Genomic DNA, 23,698 nt, shown 5'->3' with positions numbered 1-23,698 from the left:
AAATAGCTAAGGTTGCTCTTAGCTATTTTTTATTAGGGCGTGTCCTCATTTTGAAAGTGCTGATAAAATTGAGGACACCCTCTAGTCACAGGTCTTACTTTAAAAATTAAACCTTACGCACCAACACTGAACCGATAGAGTAACCCGCACCAAATGAGCAAATCACACCCAAATCGCCTGATGCCAGCTCATCTTTATAGCGATGGAAAACAATCATCGGACTGGCTGAACTGGTGTTAGCAAATTCAGCAATGACACTTGGCACAATCGCTTTATCTGCTTCTTTACCAATCACAGTACGTAGGATTAAATCCAACATATTGGCGTTGGCTTGGTGCAGCCACATCATTTTAACATCAGACGTTGCAATATCGTTCTCTTGCAAATGCTCAGTGATGACCTCTGAAACCTTTGGACAGACTTCACGGAACACTTTTCGACCATTTTGTAAGAATAGCTTGTCGGTGACTGGCTCTTTGATGTCTGGATACATCTCAGTCTGTGCCGCTAAGAATTCTGAGCGATCCATAAAGCCGTATTCGTTTTTGATATTGGTCGAAAACTGGGTAAATAGCTTAGAGTTAAGAATCTCATAACCTTTTGGCGTGTCTAGCTCTTCGACGATAGATGCTGTTGCGACATCACCAAAGATAAAGTGGCTGTCACGGTTACGCCAGTTCAGATGCGCTGAAGTAATCTCAACGTTGACCACAGCGATGCGCTTAGCCAGACCAGAAACGATAGAGCCGTGTGCTTGCGATAGACCAAAAGTCGCGGCGCTACAAGCGACGTTCATATCATAAGCAAAACCGCCAATCATACCGATTGCATTTTGAATCTCGATAGCGACCGCAGGATAAGTACGCTGAAAGTTTGAACAGGCAAGAATGATACCATCTAGGTCATTGGCTTCAAGTCCCGCATCTGCTAGCGCGTCTTTCAAAGCTGCAGTACCCATTTCTGCCATAATAGACAGCTCTTCACCTAAATGACGATAAGGAATCACTGGTGCCATGATTTCAGGATCTAAAATACCATCCTTTTCCATCACATAACGTGATTTGATACCAGATACTTTTTCGATAAAGGCCGCTGAAGAAGGCTCTAGGGCAGTCAAAGTTCCTGCTGCTATCTCGTCAGCATGCTTTGCATTATAATTCTCAACATACTTATTAAATGAATCTACTAGCTCTTCATTACTGATGCTATAAGGCGGAATATACAGGCCAGTGCCTGTGATACAAGTCGTCATGATAAGCTTCCTTGTCTACTACTATAGGGCTTGGGATAAGCATAAAAGTGGAAAAATAACAGTCGTTTGATTTCAGTGAATAACTGTAAACTTAAAATCAGAGCCTTTATTATGCCTGAATATAATTATTTTTCTAATACTTTGTTACAAATAATCTGTTTGTTGCGAAAAATAAGCAAAGTCCTGACTTCATTTTGGAGCAGCTACGTTATAATTGGCGCACTTTGCTAGCGACACGTTCACAGTTCGAACGCATAAAACTGCGAGACATAAAACCCGCTCATATTTGGGAATACTCATGGTAGAAATTTTTAACTGGTTATTTGGACAATACGCTGACTATCCCACTGTCTTTATTGCTCTCGAATTAATTGCTGTCATATTTGGGGTAGCAAGTGTCTTACTCGCCAGCAGAACCAATATTTTGGTATTTCCGATAGGTCTCGTCAGCACCGCTATATTTGTCTATCTATTGTGGAAATGGCAGTTATTTGGCGATATGTTTATCAATGCCTACTATACGGTGATGAGTCTATATGGCTGGATCAATTGGACACAGAGTAAGAAAAACACAGCCATAAAAAAACAGCAAGATTATATCAACCCTACTGGTCAGCAGCAAAATGAGTCGTTAGCAAGCATTAACGCCCAGAACGCTATTCAAGTAGAACATCTCGATAAAAAAGATTTGCCAATACTCGCCTTACTAGCCTCGGCGACTATTGCCTTTGTCGCGTTGGTGTATTACTTCAGACCAGTCATCAATAATAACTTTAGTTTTGATGGCGCGGTATTAGGATTGCATTTATTTACGTGGGTCGATTACACCGATATGTTGACTACCGCGCTGTTTTTGATGGCGATGTGGCTGATGGCGCGGCGCAAAATTGAGCATTGGATACTCTGGATAATCGCCGATGCTATTTCAGTCCCGCTATACTTTTATAAAGGTCTCACTTTTACTGCGCTACAATACGTAGTCTTCACTCTTATCGCAATTTGGGCTTACTATGAATGGCAACGACGTTACCGCTTGCAACCTAAAGCAGCATACGCCTAAATCGGTCATCAATGTCGCTATCCTAGGGGCAGAGAGCACTGGAAAGACCACGCTATGTCGCGACTTGGCAGCACATTTTGGCTGCCCTTGGGTACCAGAATACATGCGCACCTATCTACAAGCGAAATGGGATAAGGAACACCTCACTTGCACTTGGGAGGATTTACTCCCTATTGCACAAGGTCAAATTGAGTTAGAAAATAAGCTCGCCGCACAAGCGGCTCAAAGCGATCACAACCATTATTTATTTTGTGACACCAGTCTGTTTGAGCTAATGGTTTATTCTAATTGGTATTATGGTGATTGCCCTAAAGCACTTACCAATGCGGCGTTAACGCATCATTATGACTTGATTTTATTAACCGAAGTTGATATCCCGTGGGTCGCCGATGACCTAAGAGATAGCCCACATCAGCGTGATGAAATCAGTGCTTATTTTGAAAGTCAGCTGACCCATCACCAAAAGCCATTTCATCGCATAGGTGGTGATAGATATGAGCGGGTACAACAAGTGCTCGAATGGCTTTCTTAAACCCATCCTATACCACGTTATAAGTAAATGACCTACAACCTTACCTTTAAGAGCATTAAGAGATGTCCATGCTAAAAAACATTGAACGATACCTAGAAAAAACCATCTTTAACAGCCGCTGGATATTAGCGCCTTTTTATTTAGGGCTGGTCTTAGGGATTATTTTATTATTTATAAAATTCATTCAAAAAACAGTCATGATGTTCAATACTGTATTTAGTGCTTCTGTATCAGATGTCATTGTTAATATATTAGTGTTGGTCGACCTCTCTTTAGTAGCCAGTTTATTATTAATCATCATATTTAGTGGTTATGAAATATTTGTCTCAAAAATTGATACTGGTGATCACGTTGATCGACCTAGTTGGATGGGCAAAGTAGATTTTTCTGGTCTAAAACTAAAAGTCATCGGTGCCATCGTCGCTATTTCCGCCATTGATCTATTAAAATCATTTATGGATATTCCTAATGAATTGAGTGAGGGTGAAGCGGACAAACTCATGTGGAAAGTCATCATTCATATGACTTTTGTGTTGTCTGGTTTATTATTTGCTATTATGGATAAAGTGGTTGGTGATACTAAAAAACACTGATGCCAGAAAACACTAAGGCTTATTTTTCCACATACTCTCCATCGTTCTTACATATTTTTTCTTCATCTCTCCTCTATGATCTTCTTTGAACCTACTGACTGTTATATGCACAGTTTTGGACTAAAGATTCATATGAGGAGCTTTCATGCAAAAAACACTATTGACGAAATTGTCCATCATCGCCGGGCTTTGTATTATTTTTGCCATCGGTCTCGGTATGATTGGCTCAGTCATCTACGAACGACAAAATTATGCCGCGTCGGTGGTTAAAGAAATTGCCCAGCAGCACGTCAATCCGCAAGAAATCATCACCCCATTTATCATCATCCCTACCACGATTACGCCTGAATGTCAGATTACAGCACCTGAAACAACCAGCAAATGTGCACCATCCTATTCAAAAAATGAAATTGTCTTTGCCAGTCAGACCCAAGCCATACAAGATCTTGAAGTCAGCACTGATACCTATAAACGTGGCATCTATCATGCGACCAGTTATGATGGTGCGTTGACATTTGACCAACGCTATACATTTGATCAAGCCATCAGCAGCTTATATGACACTACGAGCACAGCTAGTGACGCACAAGGTTCTGTCAGTACACCCACCAATAAAAATAACACCCAGTCCGAAAAAACCATCATCCACTGGAATGCAGCAAAATTGATTATTCCAGTATCAGATCTGCGCGGCGTGGCGACGCTACCAACGGTGACCATTGATAAAAATCCGATAAAAGCGACCTACCCTCAGACAGCGCTGCTGAAAAATCTAACCTATGTAGAAGTAGCTATTCCGCAAGATATATTACAGCATTCAGTAAAAAATATAACGAGCCAACAGAATGGCAATAACGCCCTTGCTACGAACGGTACTAGCGAGTCATTGACCAGTACAGAAATCGTCATTGATTTACCGTTAGCTGGTATTAGCAATGTAAACACTGTACCGACGGGACAAAACTTTAACTTAACGATGCGCAGTAATTGGCATGCGCCAAACTTTATTGGTAAGGCGCTCCCCAATGCCAAGAAACTTACCGCTAAAGGTTTTGAAGCCAGTTGGCAAAATCAGTATTTAACAATAGCCAACAATCAAGATTTGTCGCAATGTGTCAGCATCGCCAACAACCGATGTGTCGTCACCAGTCAAGCCACTCTTGATAACAACAGCCAGTCAATGGCTTCTGGTGATGCGCTTATAGCAATGGAAGGTGCTGCTACAGCAGAAGCTACCACCATACCTGATAGCTATCGAAACGTGCGCCTGAACAGCTTTGGTGTGAGTTTTGCTGAGCCTAATGATGTGTATTTACAAACTGAACGAACGATGAAATATGCCTTATTATTAATCTTAGTATCATTCGGCACTTTCTTTTTATTTGAAGTGATCAAATCCAGCCGTATTCACCCTATTCAATATCTGTTGGTCGGTTGCGCGCTGTTTGTGTTTTATGTCTTACTATTACCACTTGCTGAGCAAATTGTCTTTTGGAAAGCGTATGCCATTGCTGCCAGCGCCTGTGTTGGACTCATTGGTTGGTATACTTATTATGTACTGGGCGGCGTCAAGCGAGCAGCGATTTTCACTGTCACATTGGCAGGATTTTATGCGGCGTTTTTCGGCATATTAACCACCGAAGATATGAATTTATTGCTTGGTGCTGTCTTCTGTTTTGTGCTGCTCGCTTGCGTGATGGTCATGACCCGTAAAATTGATTGGTATAAAATTGCCTAACTCAATTAAGGTATGTTAAAAACGTTTAGTCTAGGGCTGTCTTACGTTGGTATAATTGGCTATTATTAAGTCTGCCAACATAAGACCGCTCGATCTACTCATAGATAATTCATATAGCTATCATCTCATTTATTATCATCTAATGATCTCACTATTCAAGGCCTTTGCCCAGTCTCGACATCCATTCTCACAGCGTTCACAGAGCTGATTTGGGTCAGATATATGATCGACATAGCCGCAATGCATACATGCGTAATATGTTTCTGACTCTATCTCTTCGACAGGTTGATACTGCTTAGGGAAAAGCGGCATACCATAGCCGGTGTTTTCAGGCGGATATAACAATATACTAAAATTACCGTCCGTCTCTAGCAAGCCTGTACGCACTTGACCCAAATGCTCAACCCCTTGTTGGCGCATTTCAGTAAAAAACTCATCATGAGACATTTTACCCTTTTTAATCTTATCGAGTACCAGCATCCCATCTTCTACAATATAGAGCGACTTCCCTTCTAATAAATCTTCAAAAGGTTGGAATTCCATCATGATCCACGTGCATAATCGATAAAGCACGATAACGATGCTCATGACCAGTACTGCCTGAATAATCGGCAAATCCTCGTTAAACATAGGGTCACCTGCGATAGAGCCCAATGATAAAATAATGGTCAACTCAAAGATTGACAGCTGACGGACGCCGCGTTTGCCCGTCAAACGCAAAAACGAGATAATCAGCACAAACATGACGCTGACACGCACCAATATCTCAAGCGCAAATGCCCAAGTGGTGTCATGAATAAAAATACTTGCCCAATCCATATTACTTTTTCCTATCTATTGTTTTTATTTGATTTATGACGATTAACTTCAGCAATCGTTCTGAGTATGCGCTTGATCCACATCACACCACTTTTGTAGTCGGCCTTTATTGTTAATTCAACTATCATCAGTCCAATTTAAAAAACACTTTCGCCTGCGAGTGCAATAAAATATGCTCTGTTGTAAGACACTTTCCAACTAGCAACTAATTTTTGTCACTTTTGCCATTATTTTTGCTGGTAAAACAGTGTTAACAACATCCCTAAAAGTCGAATTTGCCTATTTTATTAAAAAACCAGCTTCTTTATTGTAGGAATTATTTTTGAAAGCCACCTTGTACACTGTTATTGCATTAATCGCCTTTGCTGCAAACTCTCTCTTTTGCCGGATGGCGTTAGCAGAGGGTCATATAGATGCTTGGAGCTTTACCATTTTGCGCCTGCTGAGCGCTGCTGTCTGCCTAGGTATTATCATGACCATTCATGCTTATCGGTTACGACAGCACGCGCGAGAGTCTGACAGTATTGCTCACGCTGCTATTTTAAACGATAAAGGTAGCTGGTTAAGTAGCGTGAGCTTAGTGATTTATGCGCTATGCTTTTCGATTGCTTATGTAGAGTTGGATACTGGTACAGGAGCGCTGATTCTATTTTCAGCGGTTCAGCTGACGATGATTGGTTGGGGCATCTATAAAAAAGAGCAATTGAGCGGCTTACAATGGCTGGCATTTATCGTAGCGGTAGCAGGGTTTGTCTATTTGATGCTACCGTCAGCAGCGGTGCCTTCGTTACTAGCGGCGGTGCTTATGGCAATCAGTGGTGCCGCTTGGGGCATATATAGCATACGCGGCAAATCATGCGTGTCGCCGCTGCGAGCCACAGGTTTTAATTTCATTCGGAGTCTGATAGCAGCGCCCATACTGTTAATGATAAGCATGACTTATCTAGACAATATAGGCTTGGAAAACATCAATTTAGGTGACATTACTATCAAGGGAGTACTTTTGGCCTGTGCATCAGGAGCGATCGCATCTGGTATAGGCTATAGCATCTGGTATATGGCCATGCCTTTGTTAAAAAACACCCAAGCAGCAGTTGTACAATTGTGTGTCCCTATACTCGCTGCGATATTAGGCGTGGTGTTTTTATCTGAGCAATTGACCATGCCATTCATTATAGCAAGCTCGGTTATCTTGGGTGCAGTATTGGTATTTATTTTAAATAGAGAAAAAGCCCCTACGTGAAATATCCTCATTCGTTATTTAAAACTAATAGGCTAATAGAGGCTTAGTGATAAAAAAGACAGATAAGATTACTACCATAGCTCTCAAAAACAACATGAAGTTACATTCTCTACGGTATCATGTTGCTTGAAGTAACAACCTACTTTTACCGATACTTTTGAGGCATATTATGAAAAAATTATTAGCCGTAGCACCTTTTGCTCTATTATTGTCTGCCTGCGCCACTAATGCACCAATTACTACGACCCCAGAGACCAATACTCAGCCAGTCGTCCAATCATTCACTTGTGAAGACAACGGTCAACTCACTGCTGCCTACACTGCTAACGGTCAGACTGCTAACCTAAACGTGACCTTGCCTAAAGTTGGCTTAACCAATGCAAAAATCACCATGGAGCAAGCGGTATCAGGTTCTGGCGCTCGTTATGTCAATAATGTTAACCCTAAAACCACTTACGATTGGCACACCAAAGCGGATTACGGCATCATGACCATCACATCAGACAATGGTCAACAATACCAAGTGAACTGCCAACTATAATAACCCTAGAAACAAGCGTAAATAATACGTGGTGGTTATTTGAATAAAACCTATGTTTTTATTCGAATCTATTGAAAACGAAAGAGCCAGTAGTCAAACTACTGGCTCTTTTTTGTGCTTAACTTTTCATGCCTGATAATTTAATCTTAATGATCAACGTTGAATCACTCAATAAAAAACTGCCTGAATACTTTATGTACCCAAGCAGTTGAAAGTCATATCGTTTTTATATTTGTTTATAGTTATTAGAGCAGCTGTTGAATCAGTCGTTAGGTATTAACTACTGCTGACCGTTAAACCACGGTCACATGCAAACGTACATCGACATTACCGCGAGTAGCATTAGAGTATGGGCAAACTTGGTGAGCTGTTTCGACCAGTATTTGCGCTTGAGCCTCATCAATGCCCGACATTTCAACATACAAATCTATATCTAGGTTATAGCTACTATCGGCTTTCATACCAATACCCACTTGGGTCGAGGTTTTTGAGGCAGTGATTGGCAGTTTCATTTGCTGGGCGGTCAGATTTAAAGCACTATCAAAACAAGCCGCATAACCCATTGCAAAAAGCTGCTCTGGATTGACACCTTCCTTGTCTGTTTCTTGAAAAGAGACCAGATCAAAACCTAGCGAACCATCGTCAAGACCTGTATGACCAGAACGACCACCCGTTGCCGTTGCTCGCGTTTTATAGAAAATCTTCATCATATACTCCTTATGGATTGGCATGTTATTGGTATTGTGCAAAACGCTGCAAATCAATCTTGCTGTGTTTTGATGCCATCATTATAGAAGTGAGCAGGCTAATCTGGTAGAGCATTACTCCAGAATTCTTGCCTAATACTATAAATATTTATATCATTAGGCAAATTATAAAGTAAGCATAAATCATGAAAACAAAAACGGTAGAGCAGCTACTTAGTATATTACCCAAAAACCAAACCATCGAATCAGACATTTCAGGCTTGTTTTTTTATTGTGCCGACAGACCAAGAAAGACTATCAGCTATATCCAAGAACCTAGCATATGTATCGTCTTACAAGGCACGCGTGAAATTTACTTAGGTACAGATTGCCAGAAATTTGATGACAGTAGTCTGATGTTCTGCCCTGTCAATATTCCTATAAGCATGCATATCAAACACGCCACTGTAGAGAAGCCTGTCATCGTATTGTCTATGAAATTAAATCTGGCGCTCATTCGTGAGGTCATGGCACAAATACCACCTCAGAAAAATGCCGATTATGAGCATCAAGGGATAAAATGGCCGTTAGAAGACACCATATTAACCGCATTCGAGCGGCTGATAGACTTGCTTAATTATCCAAGTGACATAGAGTTTTTATCACCTTTAATTCAGCAAGAGATTTATTATCGGCTACTCTCAGCACAGCAAGGTCATAAGCTTCGGCAACTGGTGGTCAACGGCAGTCACACCCACCGTATTGCCCAAGCTACCGATTGGCTAAAAGCGCATTTAGAAGAGCCCGTCATCATAGAAGATTTGGCCAGTCGATGCGGTATGAGTGTGTCGGGATTTCATCAACATTTTAAAGAAATCACTCAACTAAGCCCGCTTCAATATCAAAAAAGCCTACGATTGATGAAAGCGCGGCAGCTGATTCAACTCGGCGAGGCACAAGTATCGCAAATCGCCATGCAAGTAGGCTATGAAAGTCCCAGCCAATTTAGCCGTGAATATAAGCGGCTATTTGGAGTAAGCCCAAGCAGTGAGTTAAATATCTAGAATGAGGCGCCTACTATAATGGTTTCTGACTAGGGCAATTCCTCTGCGCCTTGACAGCTTCATAATTAACTGCGTACACAATGTAATTATCTGTTTAGCAGATGCCTACACCCTCCCTCTTTCCAGCCGAACAAACGACGAAATATCTTACTCAAGAAAAAAAACAGTTGACTTGATCTATATATTCATATTATAACATATATAATATATTCATAATTTTGCAACTATTATAATAATTTTTCTACGTGTGATCGTCAGAATACTTCGGGAGGCACTAACATGATTCGTTTAAGCTATACTCTCAAATGCTGGGCATTGGGTGTCACTTATTTTTTGGTGTTTTATTTTATGGTGGTCATGAGCGACCCTGGTTTTAGCAAGTATATTTATATGCTGGCACTAAGCACCTTGTTATTCCCCGTAGCTAAGCGTTCAGTCGATGTTATGACGGACTTTTTTACACCAAACACGGTATTATTTAATGGATTATTGCCCTCATTATTGATCAACGTGGTGATTTGGATACTCACGCCATTTATTGTAGCACTGACCGTTATAGCATTCGTGCTTTATAGTATGGGTGTGCTGACAGAAAAGATCAGCCACTAATTTTACTCAGATGCTAAATTTTAGAGCAAAGGTTCCATGACGCTACCTTTGCTTTTTTGCTTCATAAAAGATTTATCCGTCGCAAAAAAACAATGATACTTAAACAAAAGGCTGGGTTAGCAATTGCTAACCCAGCCTTTTTGTCGATGGTGAGTGAAGGTTGGTTACTTAAAATCAGTAGGGTATCCATTCGATAACCTACGCTATCAAAGCTACGCGCAAATCTCACGAATAGTTATTTGATTTTGATATTTGCCTAGAGGCCCATATTGACCGATGGGGCTAATGTTACCAATGACGCAAGTTTCGAAATATTTGTAATAGCCTTTTTGATTGAGACTTTTTGAATCTTTAATTAATAATTGCTTTGGGTCTGACACATAGTAAATAATGTTATCAGAAACGAACTCATGAATCTCAAAGCTTCTTTTAAAACTGCCGCGTAACTGCACTTCTTTTTCTACGCTTGTTGGCGCAAATACCTTCAAATTTTTATTATTACTGGCTTGTGTTTGATCACAGCCCGTACTCATAAATATAGTTGATGCAAATCCTAATATTATCAATCTACCTTTAATCATTATTTTTTATCCTGCTCAAAAACCTACATCAATATATTAAGTAACGACCAAAAAACTCTGGTATAAAAAATAATAGCTCTTTCATTTAATCAAATATTATCGACTAAATCAAAGAGCTATACAAGACAATTGTCATATTTTGTCAATTATCAAGTTTTAAAAATCTAACGCTATCCTAACTCATTTTATCCCACATCTTGCTTAGGCGCTTCGGTGACACTGCCATGCGGGTTTTCATCGGTTGCGCGAATAGCTGAATACGATACTCCTCGACCATCCAGCGGTACTCACTAATGGCTTTATCATTGGCACGATTTGCCAACCGCTCCATATGTACATCAAGCGCGTATACCCCTTCGAGATCGGATTCGAGATTGTGCTCAAGCCGTTCGATACGAATTTCAAGCGCCTCTAGATAGCGCGGATACTGCTGCCAATGGCTATAATCCATACGATAAACAAAATCAGCCAAGTGCAAATCTTCTAACTGGTCTTCGATATCTTCGATAGACTCACCAAATACCTCTCGATCGAGCATGAGTAAGCTTTGGCGAATACGCTGCCAGCGAGTATATACATTTTTAAGGATTTTTATAACGTTTTGCCCCGTCAATAGAAAGTTACCCGACACCACTTCCAAGGTTTTCTCGTACTCTTCTGGTGTAAAGGGCAATTCTTCAGCAAGCGCTACGGCAGTATCATCAGCACTTTCAGGCAAATCAGCACTGTGATCAAATAACACATAATGCTCTTCAAGCGACGCGTCCAATGCCGCGTCGATGACGATGGTTTTTAGCTTCTCCATATCACCAAGTGGCGCGAATGCCAATTTAAATATCTTATCAATTTGGCTGGTCAGCTGTTTTTTCTTCGCACCAAGCTTACCTTTTATCAAGGTCAAAACTCCGATACGGTGTGCCTGTAACGCTGCATTGACATCGGTATATTGGTGAATCGATACCGCTTCACCTGACGCATCTGCTACGAGCGCAGCAAACTGTTTCATCACCACCCCTGCACTATGATGATTTTTGCTAAAGGCAAAATGCTCAGGGAATTCAGTATGCGTACCTTGCTGCTCATTCACCGCTTGGCGGGTCTCTTGAGCATGACGAATCTGTAGGGTTTGCAGGTCGCGACCCTTTTCGATAATTCGGTTTTTGTCATCGACCACACAGATTTGTGGCTGTAAATAGCGATCAATGCTCGAGGGATTAAAGCTATCAGGCGTCACTGACATAACGCCGCGACGATTGAGCGCTTGGCAAAGCTGCTTAAGCAATCCTTGTCCACCAGCAGGTTGCAGTTCATCAAACAAGCTATCAGCTGTATCAGGAATCGGTACAATTTGACGGCGGATATCCTTTGGTAGTGACTTAAGCAATTGCAATACTAGCTCATAACGCCAACCGGGTACGCCCCACAATAGTTCGATCGCATCAAGCTGCGGTAGCGCGGCAAGTGGCACACGAATGGTCACGCCATCATCATCGCTGGACGGATCAAAGACATAACGTAGCGGTAGTTTTAGATCACCCAATTTCCACACTTCTGGGAAATCGCCTGTGGTCGGTGCTTGGCTATTAAGCACGTCATCATCGGTAAAAAATAGATATTTGGCATCGGTTTTTTCGACCTCGGCACGCCAATCTTCAAAGGCTTTGCGGCTGGCAATATGCTCAGGTATTTTTTTATCATAAAACTGATACAGTGCTTCTTCGTCAACCAACAGATCACGGCGGCGTAACTTATCTTCAATACGTTCAATATCAGCAATTTTATCCATATTATGCTGTAAAAATGGCGCTTGACGCCCCAAATTACCAGTCACCAGACCATCACGAATGAAGATTTCTCGTGACTCAGCCAAGTTCACTTGCTCATAATTGGTCAGCTGTTTACTAATAATAATCAGCCCAAATAAGCTAATCTGCGCGTAAGCTTTCACTCGTCCAGTCTTCTTCGACCAATGCGGCTCAAAGTAGTGATACTTTAATAAGTCACCTGCGGCTGAGATAATCCATTCTGGTTCAATTTTGGCAACAGTGCGCATAAAGACTTGCGAGGTTTCGACCACTTCAAAAGCCATGACCCAAGGTGGTACTTGTTTAAATACCGTACTCGCGGGGAAGATTTTGGCTTTTTGCTGGCGCGCTGCTAGATATTCACCGCGATTTTCGGTTTTATGCGCAATTGTAGACAATAGACCTGTCAATAATGCGCGGTGTAAATTGGCATATTTAACCGCTTTGAGTTCTTCATCTTCTATCGCGGTAGGGTCGCTGGTCATGTTTTCTAACGAAGCATTTTTATCGGTTCCTTTATCGGAAGCTTTTGCCTCTTTAACATCCGTCAGCTTGAGGTCTGTGACCATTTGTACTAACTGACGATGGGTTTGATTCCACTCACGTACACGCGGGAAGCTCAGATAGTTTTTCTTGGTAAAATTCTTACGCTGATTGCCAGACAGCTTATTGCCATCTTCATCTTTTTCAAATAGCGCTTTCCACAGACTCAGATAGAATAAAAAGTCAGAATCATCTTGACGAAATTCCGCATGCTTTTGGTCGGCTTGCTGGCGTTTATTGGCAGGACGCTCGCGTGGATCCTGTACAGCAAGAGCCGCTACTACAATCAGCATCTCACGGATACAATCAAAATCACTGCCGGCAACCAACATACGTGCCAGCCTTGGATCGATTGGCATACGCGCCATTTTTTGCCCAGTGGGCGTCAGGCTTAAGTGATCGAGACCTTTTTTTGGTTTTGGCTTATTGGTTTGATGAGCAGCAGTTGCTTCGCTTTTCGAGGTAATGGCACCCAATTCATCGAGTAATTTATGACCATCAGTAACCAAGCGACTGTCAGGCGGCTCAATAAAGGCAAAATCATCAACGCTACCTAAACGCAGATTGGCCATTTGTAAAATAACGGATGCAAGATTGGTCCGTAAAATCTCAGGTTCGGTAAATTCTGGACGACCGGTAAAGTCCTCTTCACTATACAGACGAATACAAACCCCTGGTGCGACACGACCACAACGACCTTTACGCTGATTGGCAGCCGCTTGCGAGATCGCCTCAATGGGTAGACGCTGTACGCGTGAGCGATACGAATAACGAGAAATCCGCGCAAAACCCAAATCAATCACATAGCGGATACCCGGTACGGTCAATGCAGTCTCGGCAACGTTGGTCGCGATAACGATACGCCTGCCACGACCTGACGGTTGGAAGATGCGCTGCTGCTCTTCATAAGTCTGCCGTGCAAATAGTGGCAGCACTTCGGTGTGCTTGGGTCCATGACGCTCAAGCACCTCTTGTAGCTCACGAATTTCTGCTTCTGTGGCGGCAAATATCAAGATGTCTGCTTGGTCAGCATGACCTTTATTTTGTGCATCGCCAAAGCATTCTTCGACGGCGGCAACGACCGCACGTGGCAGATTTTCTTCAAAGTCATCGTAGCTATCATCATCCGAGCTGTTCACTGGCTCATCAGTGAGGGGACGGTAACGAACTTCCACTGGAAAACTACGACCTTCGACATTAAAAATAGGCGCAGGTACGTTGCGTTTTAGCTTATTATCATAGCAGCTAAAGTATTCACTAAAGCGTTTGGTATCAAGTGTTGCTGAGGTAATAATCACTTTTAAATCAGGACGTTTGGGCAGTAGCTTTTTCAGATAACCCATAATGAAATCAATGTTTAAGCTACGCTCATGCGCCTCATCAATAATGATGGTATCGTATTTACTCAAGAATCTATCGTGACCCAATTCAGCCAGCAAGATACCATCGGTCATCAGCTTAACAACAGATTGCGCCGTACCCTGCTCATTAAAGCGAATCTTGAAGCTGACAGTATTACCGAGCTGCTCGCCCAATTCTTCAGCGATACGGTTTGCCACACTGCGCGCGGCCAATCGTCGAGGCTGGGTATGCCCTATCTGCCCAGTGATACCGCGACCTGCGAGCATTGCCAGCTTCGGCAATTGCGTCGTCTTACCAGAACCTGTCTCCCCTGCAACAATAATGACTTGGTGATCGATAATTGCCTGTACTAAATCTTCTGCACGTTGACTGACAGGCAAATCAAGATTCAGTTTTTCTGTCAGTTTTTCTGGAATACTATCCATACGTGCCTGCACTGCTTGCTGTGAGCGGGTCTTGATTTTTTCATACTGCGCACGTTTTTTAGCTAGCCGATCATCCGCTTTATCGTCAGAATCTTTTTTCTTTTTAGCTACAGCAGCCCTTGCCAGCTCACGCTCGAGACGGCTTAAATAATAACTGTCTTTAGCGAGTACTGGTAAATCAACAACCATATCAGGTTGTGAAGACGCTTCATTACTGTTTGCCGTAATATTCAAATTATCGCCACTTGGGTTTGCTAATCTACTTAATTCATCGGATTTAAGCCCATTGGTATTGTTTCCAGTCGGCATATTTGAGGTGTTTTTAGAAGTATTCGGCATATTTACTTAGGCTATTTATTGTTTGGAAGTGGTTAGATTATGAGGGTAATTTGGGCGTGATTCAAGGTGGTTATAGTGTTTGCTTGGCAACTATGCAGACTATTATCTATTTTCAAAACGCTCAGTCAAAATATTTCTAAGCTCATTAGGACGTGTCTTCATTTCAAAAATGGTGATAAAAATGAGATAAATTGCCGTCAAACAAGGAAAATAGCGCAGATAATATCGGGATATTAACCAGCTATTTGACGATGTTTGGCAAGATTTAGCCATTTTTAGCCCATTTAGAGGACTATCGAGTGAATTGAAGACACGCCCTAGTCATAGGCTTAAATTTAAAATGCTCTGGCTCCATTTGAGCAATCAAAGCATACTGATCCTTTTCAATTGAGTTATCCTCACAAGAAAAATAATTCATCTCCTGACCAGTGATGGCACTAATAATATAAAAAGAGGTATCGCTATCTTCAAACTGTGTCAGCTCATAGTAATTATTCGGATCCCGCATAACGAGATTAGTACCATTAGAAAGAGTCGTATAATAGGTATTCTCAGTAGCTTGCTGCGCCTCTAACCTTAAAGGATTACCTTGGGTGGCGAAATAATACTTGAGCATATAACCAATATCGCTATTGATCACATCCAAACGTAAATGCTCACCCTCTTCTGTGATGCATTGATAGATCATAAAAGGTTCATAAATTCGTGGTTCAGTAGTGACATTCTCGTCCACTATACTCTCCCACTCCATTCCCATAATAGGCGCATCCAACATGAGGCTTCCATCCTCAGTCAACTTATACCCTGCTGGTACGTCTTGATCTTCGACCGTAAACTGGAGGTTTAACGACTCATTATTTTCTTTTTTAGCTTTTTCAGCGGCATCACTCAGTACAGCTGTAGTGTCGTCCGATGTGTCTTTTTTATCCTTTTTATCCCAAAGTGTTATAGCCACTAGGACAATAAAAAGTCCTATCCCAAGACCAATACCTGCGATAACCCACTGAACAAATCCTCTTATAAAATTTTTCAAACCTGCCAGCCCTATTTTATTTCTGTGAATAAATTATTTGTAAGCTCAAACGCTACTTGTATAAATAATCTGTTGACGAATGGCAGCCCCCGTAAAGAAATTCTGCAACTTTTGCAATGGCAGCCTAGGAAAAGGCAGATGCAGCGAAAGTATTAACCTCTCAAACGCTACCATTTCATCAGCTAATGCTTGTGCGACATCAGGTTGAATCTGCGGATTTTCATATACATTATCAATCAACCAAGTGAGTTTTGGAAACTTAGCATTATCATGAATCTGATAAAGGGTCGGTAATAGCTCATCAGAGAGTTGGCAACGCGATTTGCGAATCATTCCATTTTTATAGTACATATTTAAAGCCATATTAGGGTGTGTCCTTAATTAAATGATGAAACTAAAAATGAAATAAATTCTTGTCAGTCAAAGGAGATTTAGCAGAAAATGTAAATATATTGTCTAAAAACTTGCAAATAATGACGGAGATGTAACTGCTTTTAGTCTATTAAATCCTAGCTTCGTCAATTGAAAAAAATCCTAGAGTAACTTCCTTAAATTCTTGATGCTCAGATAACCAACATACTCTTTATCTTCATCAGCATTTGCAAGTTCGTGACTATTATGAATCCTAGGCTCAATTAAAATCTGTATGTTTGAGACAAGGTCGTTCACGTTGTATATATCATCAATATCTACCTCGAATTTATCATCAATGTGCGATGCGGCATTAAAAGGTGTGTCTTTATCTTTAAAAGTAGATTCTTTATAAAATGTACTTTGCTTTGCTTGTTTAATAGCCTCTGCTTGAGTAGCAGCGACGATAAGTAGCTTATGATGAAACTCTTCAAAACTCCCCCGCTGATAGCCGCCTAAATTAATAAAGAACAGTTTTAAACCGTTATCATTCGCGGCTTGGTTATCTGACTCAATCAATTTAACAGTATGGTTTCCCACTTTGGTAATCGCTCTGTATGAATCAATATGCCATTTATTGTTGACTTCCGGCCAATGATTATTGATATCGTCTATTAGCTCGCTTACCTGATTGGCTACACCGAAGAAAATATCGTGCTGCTCAATCAAACGACCTTTGGGGCGACCACCAAGCTGCACCATAAAGAGTGTTGGCATAAAGAATTACCTTGTACGTTAATAACTTCTGAGTAAAATGTGTGATGTTAGATGAATCATATAAAAAGGATCAATATGGGCATTTTGATAGCTATTAAGCTGACGTTTATAGCGACTATATTTTTACCGATAGTGTTGTGTTTAACTTCCTGTACAAATAAAGAATCAAGCTCAACATCAAGAGCTACTTATCATGACATCAGCAAAGTTGAAATTGAAAACCCTTATTCAAACCCTATTCTACTATCTTACGACGCAAAGCATCAGCCTGAAAAAATGCAAGCCATAGTCGATGAGATAAACAGCCAAAGCCATGGTTTTTGGCGTAAAGGTCTAGGCGGCAAAGAGGGAGCTAATGTTATTAGTATTCATATCTATAGCCATTCTGAGACGCCAGTTGCAAGCTTTTCTTTATTTTCTAATCAACTAATGGAGCGAGGAGCGAATTATCGACAGCTTAATGTAGACGGTTTTTCTAGGCAAATAGATATTCAAGCGCTACCCGCATTGAAAGAGGTTTGGTGTGGTCATAGAGATATTGATGCATATAATAGCTTGCAACTTAGTAAATCATGCTAAAAATAGGTAAAATCCTGATACTTATATATTTAATTGCTCATCAAGGCAATACTCGCCCTGTTCTCAGTGCAAACGCCCAATCTTCGCGACCGTTCATTGAAGCCAGTTTAGCCGCAGCTTCATAATCATAAGGCACCTTGATATGCTCAACTTGCCAGCATTTACCCTGTTCAGTATCAACACATTTAATAATCGCGTAACTGGCATGGGGCGAATAGGTTTGCATCTTATGAGCGATAGGCAAATCATCTTTATAAGCAGGGTAACCCACGCTACCTGTATTGATGATTATCTGACCTGTCGATAGCGTGACTGTACGTGGAATATGAGTATGACCACATATGATCACTGAACTGCCAATACCGTTAAGCTGTGCCAAAATGTCTAGATTATCACGTAAGGTCGGCTGACCCGTCTCGATATTTTCTAACAAATAGACCATGTCATCGGTTGGTGACCCATGGCACAGATAAACATCTTCACTCAAATGACAATCAAACGGCAAATTCTGCAGCCAATTAACCGCTGCTTTGGGTAAGTCCTCTATGATAAAAGCCATGGTTGCGTTGTTGCCAATCTCCGCCGTTGTCGCTTCATAAATCTGTCTATCCTGATTACCTCGAATAGTAATGATATGGTTCTGCTGTGCCATTAAGAGCGCATAGGTATCTTTAGGGGCAATCGGTCCGTATAGAATATCGCCCAGATTAACAATTTGATCAATATCGCGCTGTTTAATATCAGTCAGCACGGCTTCAAGCGCGAAGACATTACTATGAATGTCGGAAATAGCCGCGATAGTATTTAATTGCTTGTTATTAGAGTTGGAGTTAGAGTGCACCATCCTATTTATTTTCCTAACAAATCACTATGTTATACATCGACTAATTGTAAAAAGGAATAGAAAAGAGAAACAAAAAAACCCAATGGCTCGTAATTATTGAGACATCGGGTTTCATAAATTATGATTAATGTGATTGCTAAACTATATTAAGAAGAAATAAGCCCACAATCCGACGACAAAGGTAGCAATGATATTAAGAATGACACCCGTACGGATCATTTCGCTCTGTTTAATCAATCCCGTACCAAAGACAATCGCATTTGGCGGTGTCGCAACGGGTAGCATAAAGGCACAAGATGCACCAATACCGATGACCAATACCAACACTTCGTGCGGTAAACCCATCTGCTCTGCAATGGCAGCAAATACGGGAACCAGCAGGGCGGCAGAGGCGGTATTAGAAGCAAACTCCGTCAAGAAAATAATAAATGCTGATACCGCAATCATCACCACGATAAGCGGTGCAGAAGACAAGGCATTAGCGACCGTCTCCCCTAGAACCAAGGACGCACCTGATACCTTCAAAATCGTCGATAGGGCGATACCGCCACCGAACAGCATGAGCACACCCCAATCCGTATTATCAGACACTTGCTTCCAAGATACCAAACCTAAGCTCACCACAGCGGCAGCGGCTGATAAGGCAATAACTGCATCAGTATCCGTAATATCAAGCGCGGCACCGATCTTTTTGGAGAAAATCCAGCTCAATGCAGTGACAATAAAGACGATAATCGTCACTACGCGAGGTTTATTCCATACAATAGGCTCATCTTCAACCAGTACAATTTTACGATTCAGGTTGGGCTTCAAAAACACATACATCGCGCCTAACAATAGCGGCAATAATACCAGCATCATCGGCACACCAAACTTCATCCAGTCCACAAAGGCAATATTGAGCGCCTTTGCAGCGATAGCATTTGGCGGCGAACCAACGATCGTACCTAAACCACCAAGGCTTGCTGAGTAAGCGATACCTAATAGTACAAATACAAAAGTGCCTCGGTCTTTTTCACGGTCAACTTGCGTTAAAATACCCAGCGCTAATGGCAACATCATCGCCGCCGTCGCAGTATTCGATATCCACATCGACAAAAATGCGGTCACGCCAAATATCAAAAATACCGCTGTGCTTAATTTGCCACCTGACATCGATAAAATCTTCAGGGCAATTTTTTTATCCAATTGCTGTACATGCAAGGCTGCCGCTAAAGCAAAACCACCAAAAAACAAATAAATGGTCGGATTGGCAAAGCTTTGTAAGCCTATTTCGGCATCGAATTCTGGTATACCCACTAGGGCACCAACCACGACTACCAATAGTGCCGTAATCGTGACGTGCAACGCTTCCGTTAGCCACAATACGCCGATGAAGAACAATAAGGCAAGACCCTTATTGGCATTGATATCGAATGGCAATACATTATAAATAATCATACTGATAACTGCCGCAATAGTGACCACTATCAACCCTTTACCAGTACCCTTTGGAAAGGTATCGGTAAATAAATACTCATTGCCATCATCAGGAAGATGGCTATCTAGTTTTTGCTCTGACATAAAATGTCCTTATTTTCCCAAAGACAGTGTAAAAAGACGCTAAAATAAAAACGCATGTTAGCGATTGACGGCTATTCAACCAGCAACCACAAAAAATACGCCGTTATCATAACAGATATATAACAAAAAGCTGATGCAACAAAGCCTTTATAAAAAAGCCCTTATAAAATTTGCAATAAATATGGTTATTTCACAGGTAAAGAATTACTTTAATGCGTTTTAGGAAAGGTACTTTAAAACGGTACTTTATAGAGATGACATTTATCTCATGAGTTTTTAATTTTTGAACCGAATGCCGAGAGTGAGTGAGAGCAACTTATAACTAAGTAATCACTTCTCATTAAACAGCAAGCCTTGTGAGTTGCAGTTACACATCGTCACTAAACAAGCGTACACTTAGTATGTACAAGCGTATGGTGCTATCTCATACTAAATAAGTCAAAATAAATTTCTAATACCAGTAATAGCTTAACAACTATTTTTTATTAGTATTTATATCGGAAAATGAATAACAATAAATAGGAGCACTTTATGACAGATGCAAATAAAACTGACTCAACCACTAAAATGGCACCAAGAGATATCAATCAAGACGGTTTGGCTAAAAAAGATCAGCAGCGTACCGATGACTCTGCACTCGATATGATGCAGGGCATGCATGAACATGAAGACCATGAAGGTGAGAAGTAAACCAACGTTTTATGATTACCCAAGCCAAAACACGAAAGGTGCTTATCATTATGATGAGCGCCTTTCGTGTTTTGGCTCTCTTTTTTCTGGCAGGCGATCTGAGACATAGTTATATATAAATGCTGCCGTCAAGACGATAGCAATGGGTACAAATAGCGCTTCATAGCCAACCTTGGCGAATAAAAATGCTCCAACGGCGCTGCCACCACAAAAGCAATACCAAATAATGGCTTGAAACCCTAATGTCGGTTTGCTAATCGATCGACCCGCCAACCAGTTGCCAATCGCTGCGCCCATATCTGATGTCAAACCTGTCAAATGGGTGGTACGAATAACCGCACCGCTATAAGTCGCTACCATGGCATTCTGTAATCCGCATGCCATTGCCGCTGCCAACTGTCCTAAATAATCATGCTGCTGATACAACCAGTAGCTGACCATTAACAGTGCCGCCTCGATATATAGTGCACTACCATAGCGCCTACCTAACTTTAATGATGTCTGCCCAATCACATAACCGCTCAGTATCGCACCTGCCAAAAAAGACAATAGCAGCGCACCGATATACAAGATACTACGCACATCCAAGTAAGCAATAGCCGCTGCAAATAAGCTTACGTTGCCAGTGACGTGAGAAACCGATAGATTGGTAAACCCCATTAACGCAGCAGTGTTAACACAGCCAGCACTGAATGCCAGTACTGCCCCGCCCCACAATATCCACTTTGGTAATTTGGTTATCATATTCGCCGCCTAATGGCTTATCACCAAAAAGCATCTATTATAACCAAAAAAGGCAACCTATTGGCTGCCTTCCTGATCTATAGAACCCTATAACCGACTATTGAAGTGGATTATTTCGGCTCATCAAGCATCATTAGTTGCTCACTGATAGCCACAGTATTAAAACCTGCGTCAACAAACATGATCTCGCCGGTAATACCAGATGCCCAAGGTGATAGCAAGAAAAGCGCCGCATTACCGACTTCGGTTTGTGTGATATTACGTTGTAGCGGCGCGATTTTTTCGCTGATATCGAGCATTTTACGGAATGATTTGATGCCACTGGCAGCAAGCGTGCGAATAGGACCTGCTGAGATCGCATTGACACGAATGCCTTCACCGCCCATAGAGGTAGCAAGATAGCGAACACTGGCTTCGAGGCTGGCCTTTGCCATACCCATGACGTTGTAGTTTGGCAATACCGAGATACTACCTTCATATGTCAATGTCAGCATCGAACCGTGACGCATGGCCAATAAAGCACGGGCTTCTTTGGCTAATGCCACAAAACTATAGCTTGAGATATCATGGGCAATTTGACTACCTTCACGGGTCGTTGCCTTAACAAAATCGCCATCAAGCTGATCCATCGGCGCAAAGCCAATCGCATGTACCACACCATCGATTCCATCACCCCAATGGGCAGTGATTTGCTCAAAGCAGGCAGCGATAGACTCATCAGACGCCACATCACACTCAAGTACCAAATCTGCTTCGAATTTCTCCGCTGCCATATCGACACGCTTTTTGATCTTATCATTAGGATAAGTGAGAATTAATGAGGCACCCTCACGGTGCAGTGCCTCAGCGATAGCCCAAGCGATAGACAGTTTGCTCGCAATGCCTGTCACGACAAATCGTTGTCCTTGTAGTAGCATAATATTTCCTTTTGGGTCGATCAAAATTATTTAATCATATTAGGTTATTTAGAGTGATTAGATACGATGAATATCACAGCGTAAAAAGCATAAATTATAAAATAAGTCATTATACACGAATTAATTTAAGTAAACAGTCGTAAACTGTATTCCCTTATAATGGCGTCTAATATTGATTAAACGCCCAACTGCTCGCCACAGCAGTATGAAGTTAAGTAGATTTCAAGTATAATCACAGCCCTTCCCAGCTTGCACAATTTTTATAAAAATCCTTTACCACAGTTATTTGTGACTGTTCGTAATTAGGGATTTAGCGTTAAGCTACACCCACATTTTGGATGGCTGCCAAACTTATGAGTAACACCCCAACAATAGCATCAAATTACCAAGAAAGCGTTGAGTCTTATCGTCAACTGATTCTCTCAACTGGCGAGGACTTACAGCGTCCCGGTCTTGAAGAAACGCCGATGCGTGCCGCGAAAGCTTTTGCACATTTAACCCAAGGTTATCATCAAAGCTTGGATGAAGTCGTCAACGACGCCCTGTTTCCATCGAGCAATCGCGAGCTGGTATTGGTACAAAATATTGAATTTTATTCATTGTGCGAACATCATATGCTGCCTTTTCATGGTATCGCTCATGTAGGCTATTTACCCAATGGTCAAGTACTGGGCTTATCAAAATTTGCCCGTATCGTCGATATGTTCGCCCGCCGTTTACAAGTTCAAGAAAATTTAAGCGAGCAAGTGGCACAAACTATCATGGATGTCACTGGCTGTCGCGGCGTAGCAGTAGTGATGGATGCAGCGCATATGTGCATGATGATGCGCGGCGTAAATAAGCAGCACTCCACCACACGTACAACATCGATGTTGGGTGAGTACGTACATGACAATCAAGCGCGCAATGAGTTTTTGAGTGCGATCCCTAGACGTCAGCCTGCATTCTAACGCTTCAAGTAATAATAGATAATAAAAAAAGGATACTTAAGTATCCTTTTTTAATGCG

General features: G+C 41.6%; 23 protein-coding genes. 11 read left to right on the top strand and 12 right to left on the bottom strand.

Annotated elements, in window-relative coordinates:
• Positions 1 to 106: 106 nt before the first annotated feature.
• Positions 107 to 1,252, bottom strand: a complete 1,146-nt coding sequence (locus ACI2JM_RS05140) for a beta-ketoacyl-ACP synthase III (RefSeq protein ID WP_060491083.1) — start codon at positions 1,250 to 1,252, stop codon at positions 107 to 109.
• 298 nt (positions 1,253 to 1,550) lie between these two features.
• On the opposite strand from ACI2JM_RS05140, the gene pnuC reads away from it, so the two are divergent.
• The 4 genes from pnuC to creD all read left to right on the top strand — a co-directional run bounded on the left by pnuC (position 1,551) and on the right by creD (position 5,175).
• Positions 1,551 to 2,312: a nicotinamide riboside transporter PnuC gene (gene pnuC / locus ACI2JM_RS05135; protein ID WP_060491082.1), complete on the top strand. Its 762-nt coding sequence runs from the start codon at positions 1,551 to 1,553 to the stop codon at positions 2,310 to 2,312.
• Positions 2,263 to 2,844 (top strand): AAA family ATPase, encoded by a 582-nt coding sequence (locus tag ACI2JM_RS05130; RefSeq protein ID WP_404642589.1) that lies wholly within the window; start codon positions 2,263 to 2,265, stop codon positions 2,842 to 2,844. Before pnuC ends, ACI2JM_RS05130 begins: the two co-directional genes overlap by 50 nt.
• Before the next feature lie 68 nt (positions 2,845 to 2,912).
• Positions 2,913 to 3,437, top strand: coding sequence for a TIGR00645 family protein (locus ACI2JM_RS05125; RefSeq protein ID WP_045447433.1), 525 nt, complete (start codon positions 2,913 to 2,915; stop codon positions 3,435 to 3,437).
• A 145-nt stretch (positions 3,438 to 3,582) separates the two neighbouring features.
• Positions 3,583 to 5,175, top strand: coding sequence for a cell envelope integrity protein CreD (gene creD / locus ACI2JM_RS05120; protein ID WP_404642587.1), 1,593 nt, complete (start codon positions 3,583 to 3,585; stop codon positions 5,173 to 5,175).
• Between the two features lie 135 nt (positions 5,176 to 5,310).
• Here the strand turns inward: creD and ACI2JM_RS05115 are convergent, their stop codons facing one another.
• The gene (locus ACI2JM_RS05115; protein WP_198329890.1) at positions 5,311 to 5,994 is read right to left on the bottom strand and encodes a DUF421 domain-containing protein; all 684 of its coding nucleotides are present in this window, start codon (positions 5,992 to 5,994) and stop codon (positions 5,311 to 5,313) included.
• A gap of 322 nt (positions 5,995 to 6,316) precedes the next feature.
• On the opposite strand from ACI2JM_RS05115, the gene ACI2JM_RS05110 reads away from it, so the two are divergent.
• Positions 6,317 to 7,237 (top strand): DMT family transporter, encoded by a 921-nt coding sequence (locus tag ACI2JM_RS05110; RefSeq protein WP_060491078.1) that lies wholly within the window; start codon positions 6,317 to 6,319, stop codon positions 7,235 to 7,237.
• 169 nt (positions 7,238 to 7,406) lie between these two features.
• Positions 7,407 to 7,778, top strand: a complete 372-nt coding sequence (locus tag ACI2JM_RS05105; protein ID WP_060491077.1) for an MliC family protein — start codon at positions 7,407 to 7,409, stop codon at positions 7,776 to 7,778.
• Positions 7,779 to 8,071: 293 nt separating this feature from the next.
• On the opposite strand, the gene ACI2JM_RS05100 is transcribed toward ACI2JM_RS05105, so the two are convergent.
• Positions 8,072 to 8,485: an organic hydroperoxide resistance protein gene (locus ACI2JM_RS05100; RefSeq protein WP_404642657.1), complete on the bottom strand. Its 414-nt coding sequence runs from the start codon at positions 8,483 to 8,485 to the stop codon at positions 8,072 to 8,074.
• A 185-nt stretch (positions 8,486 to 8,670) separates the two neighbouring features.
• Here ACI2JM_RS05100 and ACI2JM_RS05095 point away from each other — a divergent pair, with 185 nt between their 5' ends.
• Complete coding sequence (locus tag ACI2JM_RS05095; RefSeq protein WP_060491075.1) at positions 8,671 to 9,528, top strand: AraC family transcriptional regulator; 858 nt, start codon at positions 8,671 to 8,673, stop codon at positions 9,526 to 9,528.
• Between the two features lie 279 nt (positions 9,529 to 9,807).
• Entirely contained in the window at positions 9,808 to 10,137 is a 330-nt protein-coding gene (locus ACI2JM_RS05090; RefSeq protein ID WP_045447417.1) for a hypothetical protein, read from the top strand.
• A 212-nt stretch (positions 10,138 to 10,349) separates the two neighbouring features.
• Here ACI2JM_RS05090 and ACI2JM_RS05085 read toward each other — a convergent pair whose 3' ends face one another.
• From ACI2JM_RS05085 to ACI2JM_RS05065, 5 genes are all read right to left on the bottom strand, one after another.
• Entirely contained in the window at positions 10,350 to 10,718 is a 369-nt protein-coding gene (locus tag ACI2JM_RS05085; RefSeq protein WP_060491074.1) for a hypothetical protein, read from the bottom strand.
• Between the two features lie 175 nt (positions 10,719 to 10,893).
• A complete protein-coding gene (gene hrpA, locus ACI2JM_RS05080) occupies positions 10,894 to 15,042 on the bottom strand; it encodes an ATP-dependent RNA helicase HrpA (protein ID WP_404642655.1) in 4,149 nt (1,382 codons plus the stop codon).
• 442 nt (positions 15,043 to 15,484) lie between these two features.
• On the bottom strand, positions 15,485 to 16,225 hold the full coding sequence (locus tag ACI2JM_RS05075) for a hypothetical protein (protein ID WP_404642583.1): 741 nt from the start codon (positions 16,223 to 16,225) through the stop codon (positions 15,485 to 15,487).
• A 45-nt stretch (positions 16,226 to 16,270) separates the two neighbouring features.
• The gene (locus ACI2JM_RS05070; RefSeq protein ID WP_060491072.1) at positions 16,271 to 16,588 is read right to left on the bottom strand and encodes a hypothetical protein; all 318 of its coding nucleotides are present in this window, start codon (positions 16,586 to 16,588) and stop codon (positions 16,271 to 16,273) included.
• A 171-nt stretch (positions 16,589 to 16,759) separates the two neighbouring features.
• Positions 16,760 to 17,353 (bottom strand): DUF1543 domain-containing protein, encoded by a 594-nt coding sequence (locus ACI2JM_RS05065; protein WP_404642581.1) that lies wholly within the window; start codon positions 17,351 to 17,353, stop codon positions 16,760 to 16,762.
• 75 nt (positions 17,354 to 17,428) lie between these two features.
• Between ACI2JM_RS05065 and ACI2JM_RS05060 the strand changes: the two genes are divergently transcribed.
• Positions 17,429 to 17,932: a hypothetical protein gene (locus ACI2JM_RS05060; RefSeq protein WP_404642579.1), complete on the top strand. Its 504-nt coding sequence runs from the start codon at positions 17,429 to 17,431 to the stop codon at positions 17,930 to 17,932.
• Positions 17,933 to 17,972: 40 nt separating this feature from the next.
• On the opposite strand, the gene ACI2JM_RS05055 is transcribed toward ACI2JM_RS05060, so the two are convergent.
• Positions 17,973 to 18,776, bottom strand: a complete 804-nt coding sequence (locus tag ACI2JM_RS05055; RefSeq protein WP_404642577.1) for a metallophosphoesterase family protein — start codon at positions 18,774 to 18,776, stop codon at positions 17,973 to 17,975.
• Between the two features lie 141 nt (positions 18,777 to 18,917).
• On the bottom strand, positions 18,918 to 20,339 hold the full coding sequence (locus tag ACI2JM_RS05050; RefSeq protein ID WP_055124871.1) for a DASS family sodium-coupled anion symporter: 1,422 nt from the start codon (positions 20,337 to 20,339) through the stop codon (positions 18,918 to 18,920).
• A gap of 531 nt (positions 20,340 to 20,870) precedes the next feature.
• Between ACI2JM_RS05050 and ACI2JM_RS05045 the strand changes: the two genes are divergently transcribed.
• A complete protein-coding gene (locus ACI2JM_RS05045) occupies positions 20,871 to 21,029 on the top strand; it encodes a hypothetical protein (protein ID WP_167541670.1) in 159 nt (52 codons plus the stop codon).
• A 48-nt stretch (positions 21,030 to 21,077) separates the two neighbouring features.
• Here the strand turns inward: ACI2JM_RS05045 and ACI2JM_RS05040 are convergent, their stop codons facing one another.
• Positions 21,078 to 21,773 (bottom strand): YoaK family protein, encoded by a 696-nt coding sequence (locus ACI2JM_RS05040; RefSeq protein WP_055124872.1) that lies wholly within the window; start codon positions 21,771 to 21,773, stop codon positions 21,078 to 21,080.
• Between the two features lie 110 nt (positions 21,774 to 21,883).
• A complete protein-coding gene (locus ACI2JM_RS05035; RefSeq protein ID WP_045447404.1) occupies positions 21,884 to 22,690 on the bottom strand; it encodes an enoyl-ACP reductase in 807 nt (268 codons plus the stop codon).
• 353 nt (positions 22,691 to 23,043) lie between these two features.
• Between ACI2JM_RS05035 and folE the strand changes: the two genes are divergently transcribed.
• Positions 23,044 to 23,640, top strand: a complete 597-nt coding sequence (gene folE, locus ACI2JM_RS05030; RefSeq protein WP_193008042.1) for a GTP cyclohydrolase I FolE — start codon at positions 23,044 to 23,046, stop codon at positions 23,638 to 23,640.
• The last annotated feature ends 58 nt before the right edge of the window (positions 23,641 to 23,698 follow it).

The sequence above is a fragment of the Psychrobacter sp. NPDC064578 genome, assembly GCF_044901245.1.
GTDB classification, from domain to species: Bacteria; Pseudomonadota; Gammaproteobacteria; order Pseudomonadales; family Moraxellaceae; genus Psychrobacter; species Psychrobacter cibarius_C.
This window is presented reverse-complemented; position numbering and strand designations above follow the sequence as displayed.

Excerpts from the sequence above, each read along its gene's own strand:
- ACI2JM_RS05070 (WP_060491072.1), bottom strand. The coding sequence starts at position 16,588 with ATGGCTTTAAATATGTACTATAAAAATGGAATGATTCGCAAATCGCGT.
- ACI2JM_RS05055 (WP_404642577.1), bottom strand. The coding sequence starts at position 18,776 with ATGGTGCACTCTAACTCCAACTCTAATAACAAGCAATTAAATACTATC.
- ACI2JM_RS05100 (WP_404642657.1), bottom strand. The coding sequence starts at position 8,485 with ATGAAGATTTTCTATAAAACGCGAGCAACGGCAACGGGTGGTCGTTCT.
- hrpA (WP_404642655.1), bottom strand. The coding sequence starts at position 15,042 with ATGGTTGTTGATTTACCAGTACTCGCTAAAGACAGTTATTATTTAAGC.
- ACI2JM_RS05085 (WP_060491074.1), bottom strand. The coding sequence starts at position 10,718 with ATGATTAAAGGTAGATTGATAATATTAGGATTTGCATCAACTATATTT.
- ACI2JM_RS05115 (WP_198329890.1), bottom strand. The coding sequence starts at position 5,994 with ATGGATTGGGCAAGTATTTTTATTCATGACACCACTTGGGCATTTGCG.
- ACI2JM_RS05050 (WP_055124871.1), bottom strand. The coding sequence starts at position 20,339 with ATGTCAGAGCAAAAACTAGATAGCCATCTTCCTGATGATGGCAATGAG.
- folE (WP_193008042.1), top strand. The coding sequence starts at position 23,044 with ATGAGTAACACCCCAACAATAGCATCAAATTACCAAGAAAGCGTTGAG.
- ACI2JM_RS05045 (WP_167541670.1), top strand. The coding sequence starts at position 20,871 with ATGACAGATGCAAATAAAACTGACTCAACCACTAAAATGGCACCAAGA.
- ACI2JM_RS05040 (WP_055124872.1), bottom strand. The coding sequence starts at position 21,773 with ATGATAACCAAATTACCAAAGTGGATATTGTGGGGCGGGGCAGTACTG.
- ACI2JM_RS05095 (WP_060491075.1), top strand. The coding sequence starts at position 8,671 with ATGAAAACAAAAACGGTAGAGCAGCTACTTAGTATATTACCCAAAAAC.
- creD (WP_404642587.1), top strand. The coding sequence starts at position 3,583 with ATGCAAAAAACACTATTGACGAAATTGTCCATCATCGCCGGGCTTTGT.
- pnuC (WP_060491082.1), top strand. The coding sequence starts at position 1,551 with ATGGTAGAAATTTTTAACTGGTTATTTGGACAATACGCTGACTATCCC.
- ACI2JM_RS05065 (WP_404642581.1), bottom strand. The coding sequence starts at position 17,353 with ATGCCAACACTCTTTATGGTGCAGCTTGGTGGTCGCCCCAAAGGTCGT.
- ACI2JM_RS05105 (WP_060491077.1), top strand. The coding sequence starts at position 7,407 with ATGAAAAAATTATTAGCCGTAGCACCTTTTGCTCTATTATTGTCTGCC.
- ACI2JM_RS05060 (WP_404642579.1), top strand. The coding sequence starts at position 17,429 with ATGGGCATTTTGATAGCTATTAAGCTGACGTTTATAGCGACTATATTT.
- ACI2JM_RS05130 (WP_404642589.1), top strand. The coding sequence starts at position 2,263 with ATGAATGGCAACGACGTTACCGCTTGCAACCTAAAGCAGCATACGCCT.
- ACI2JM_RS05035 (WP_045447404.1), bottom strand. The coding sequence starts at position 22,690 with ATGCTACTACAAGGACAACGATTTGTCGTGACAGGCATTGCGAGCAAA.
- ACI2JM_RS05140 (WP_060491083.1), bottom strand. The coding sequence starts at position 1,252 with ATGACGACTTGTATCACAGGCACTGGCCTGTATATTCCGCCTTATAGC.
- ACI2JM_RS05125 (WP_045447433.1), top strand. The coding sequence starts at position 2,913 with ATGCTAAAAAACATTGAACGATACCTAGAAAAAACCATCTTTAACAGC.
- ACI2JM_RS05090 (WP_045447417.1), top strand. The coding sequence starts at position 9,808 with ATGATTCGTTTAAGCTATACTCTCAAATGCTGGGCATTGGGTGTCACT.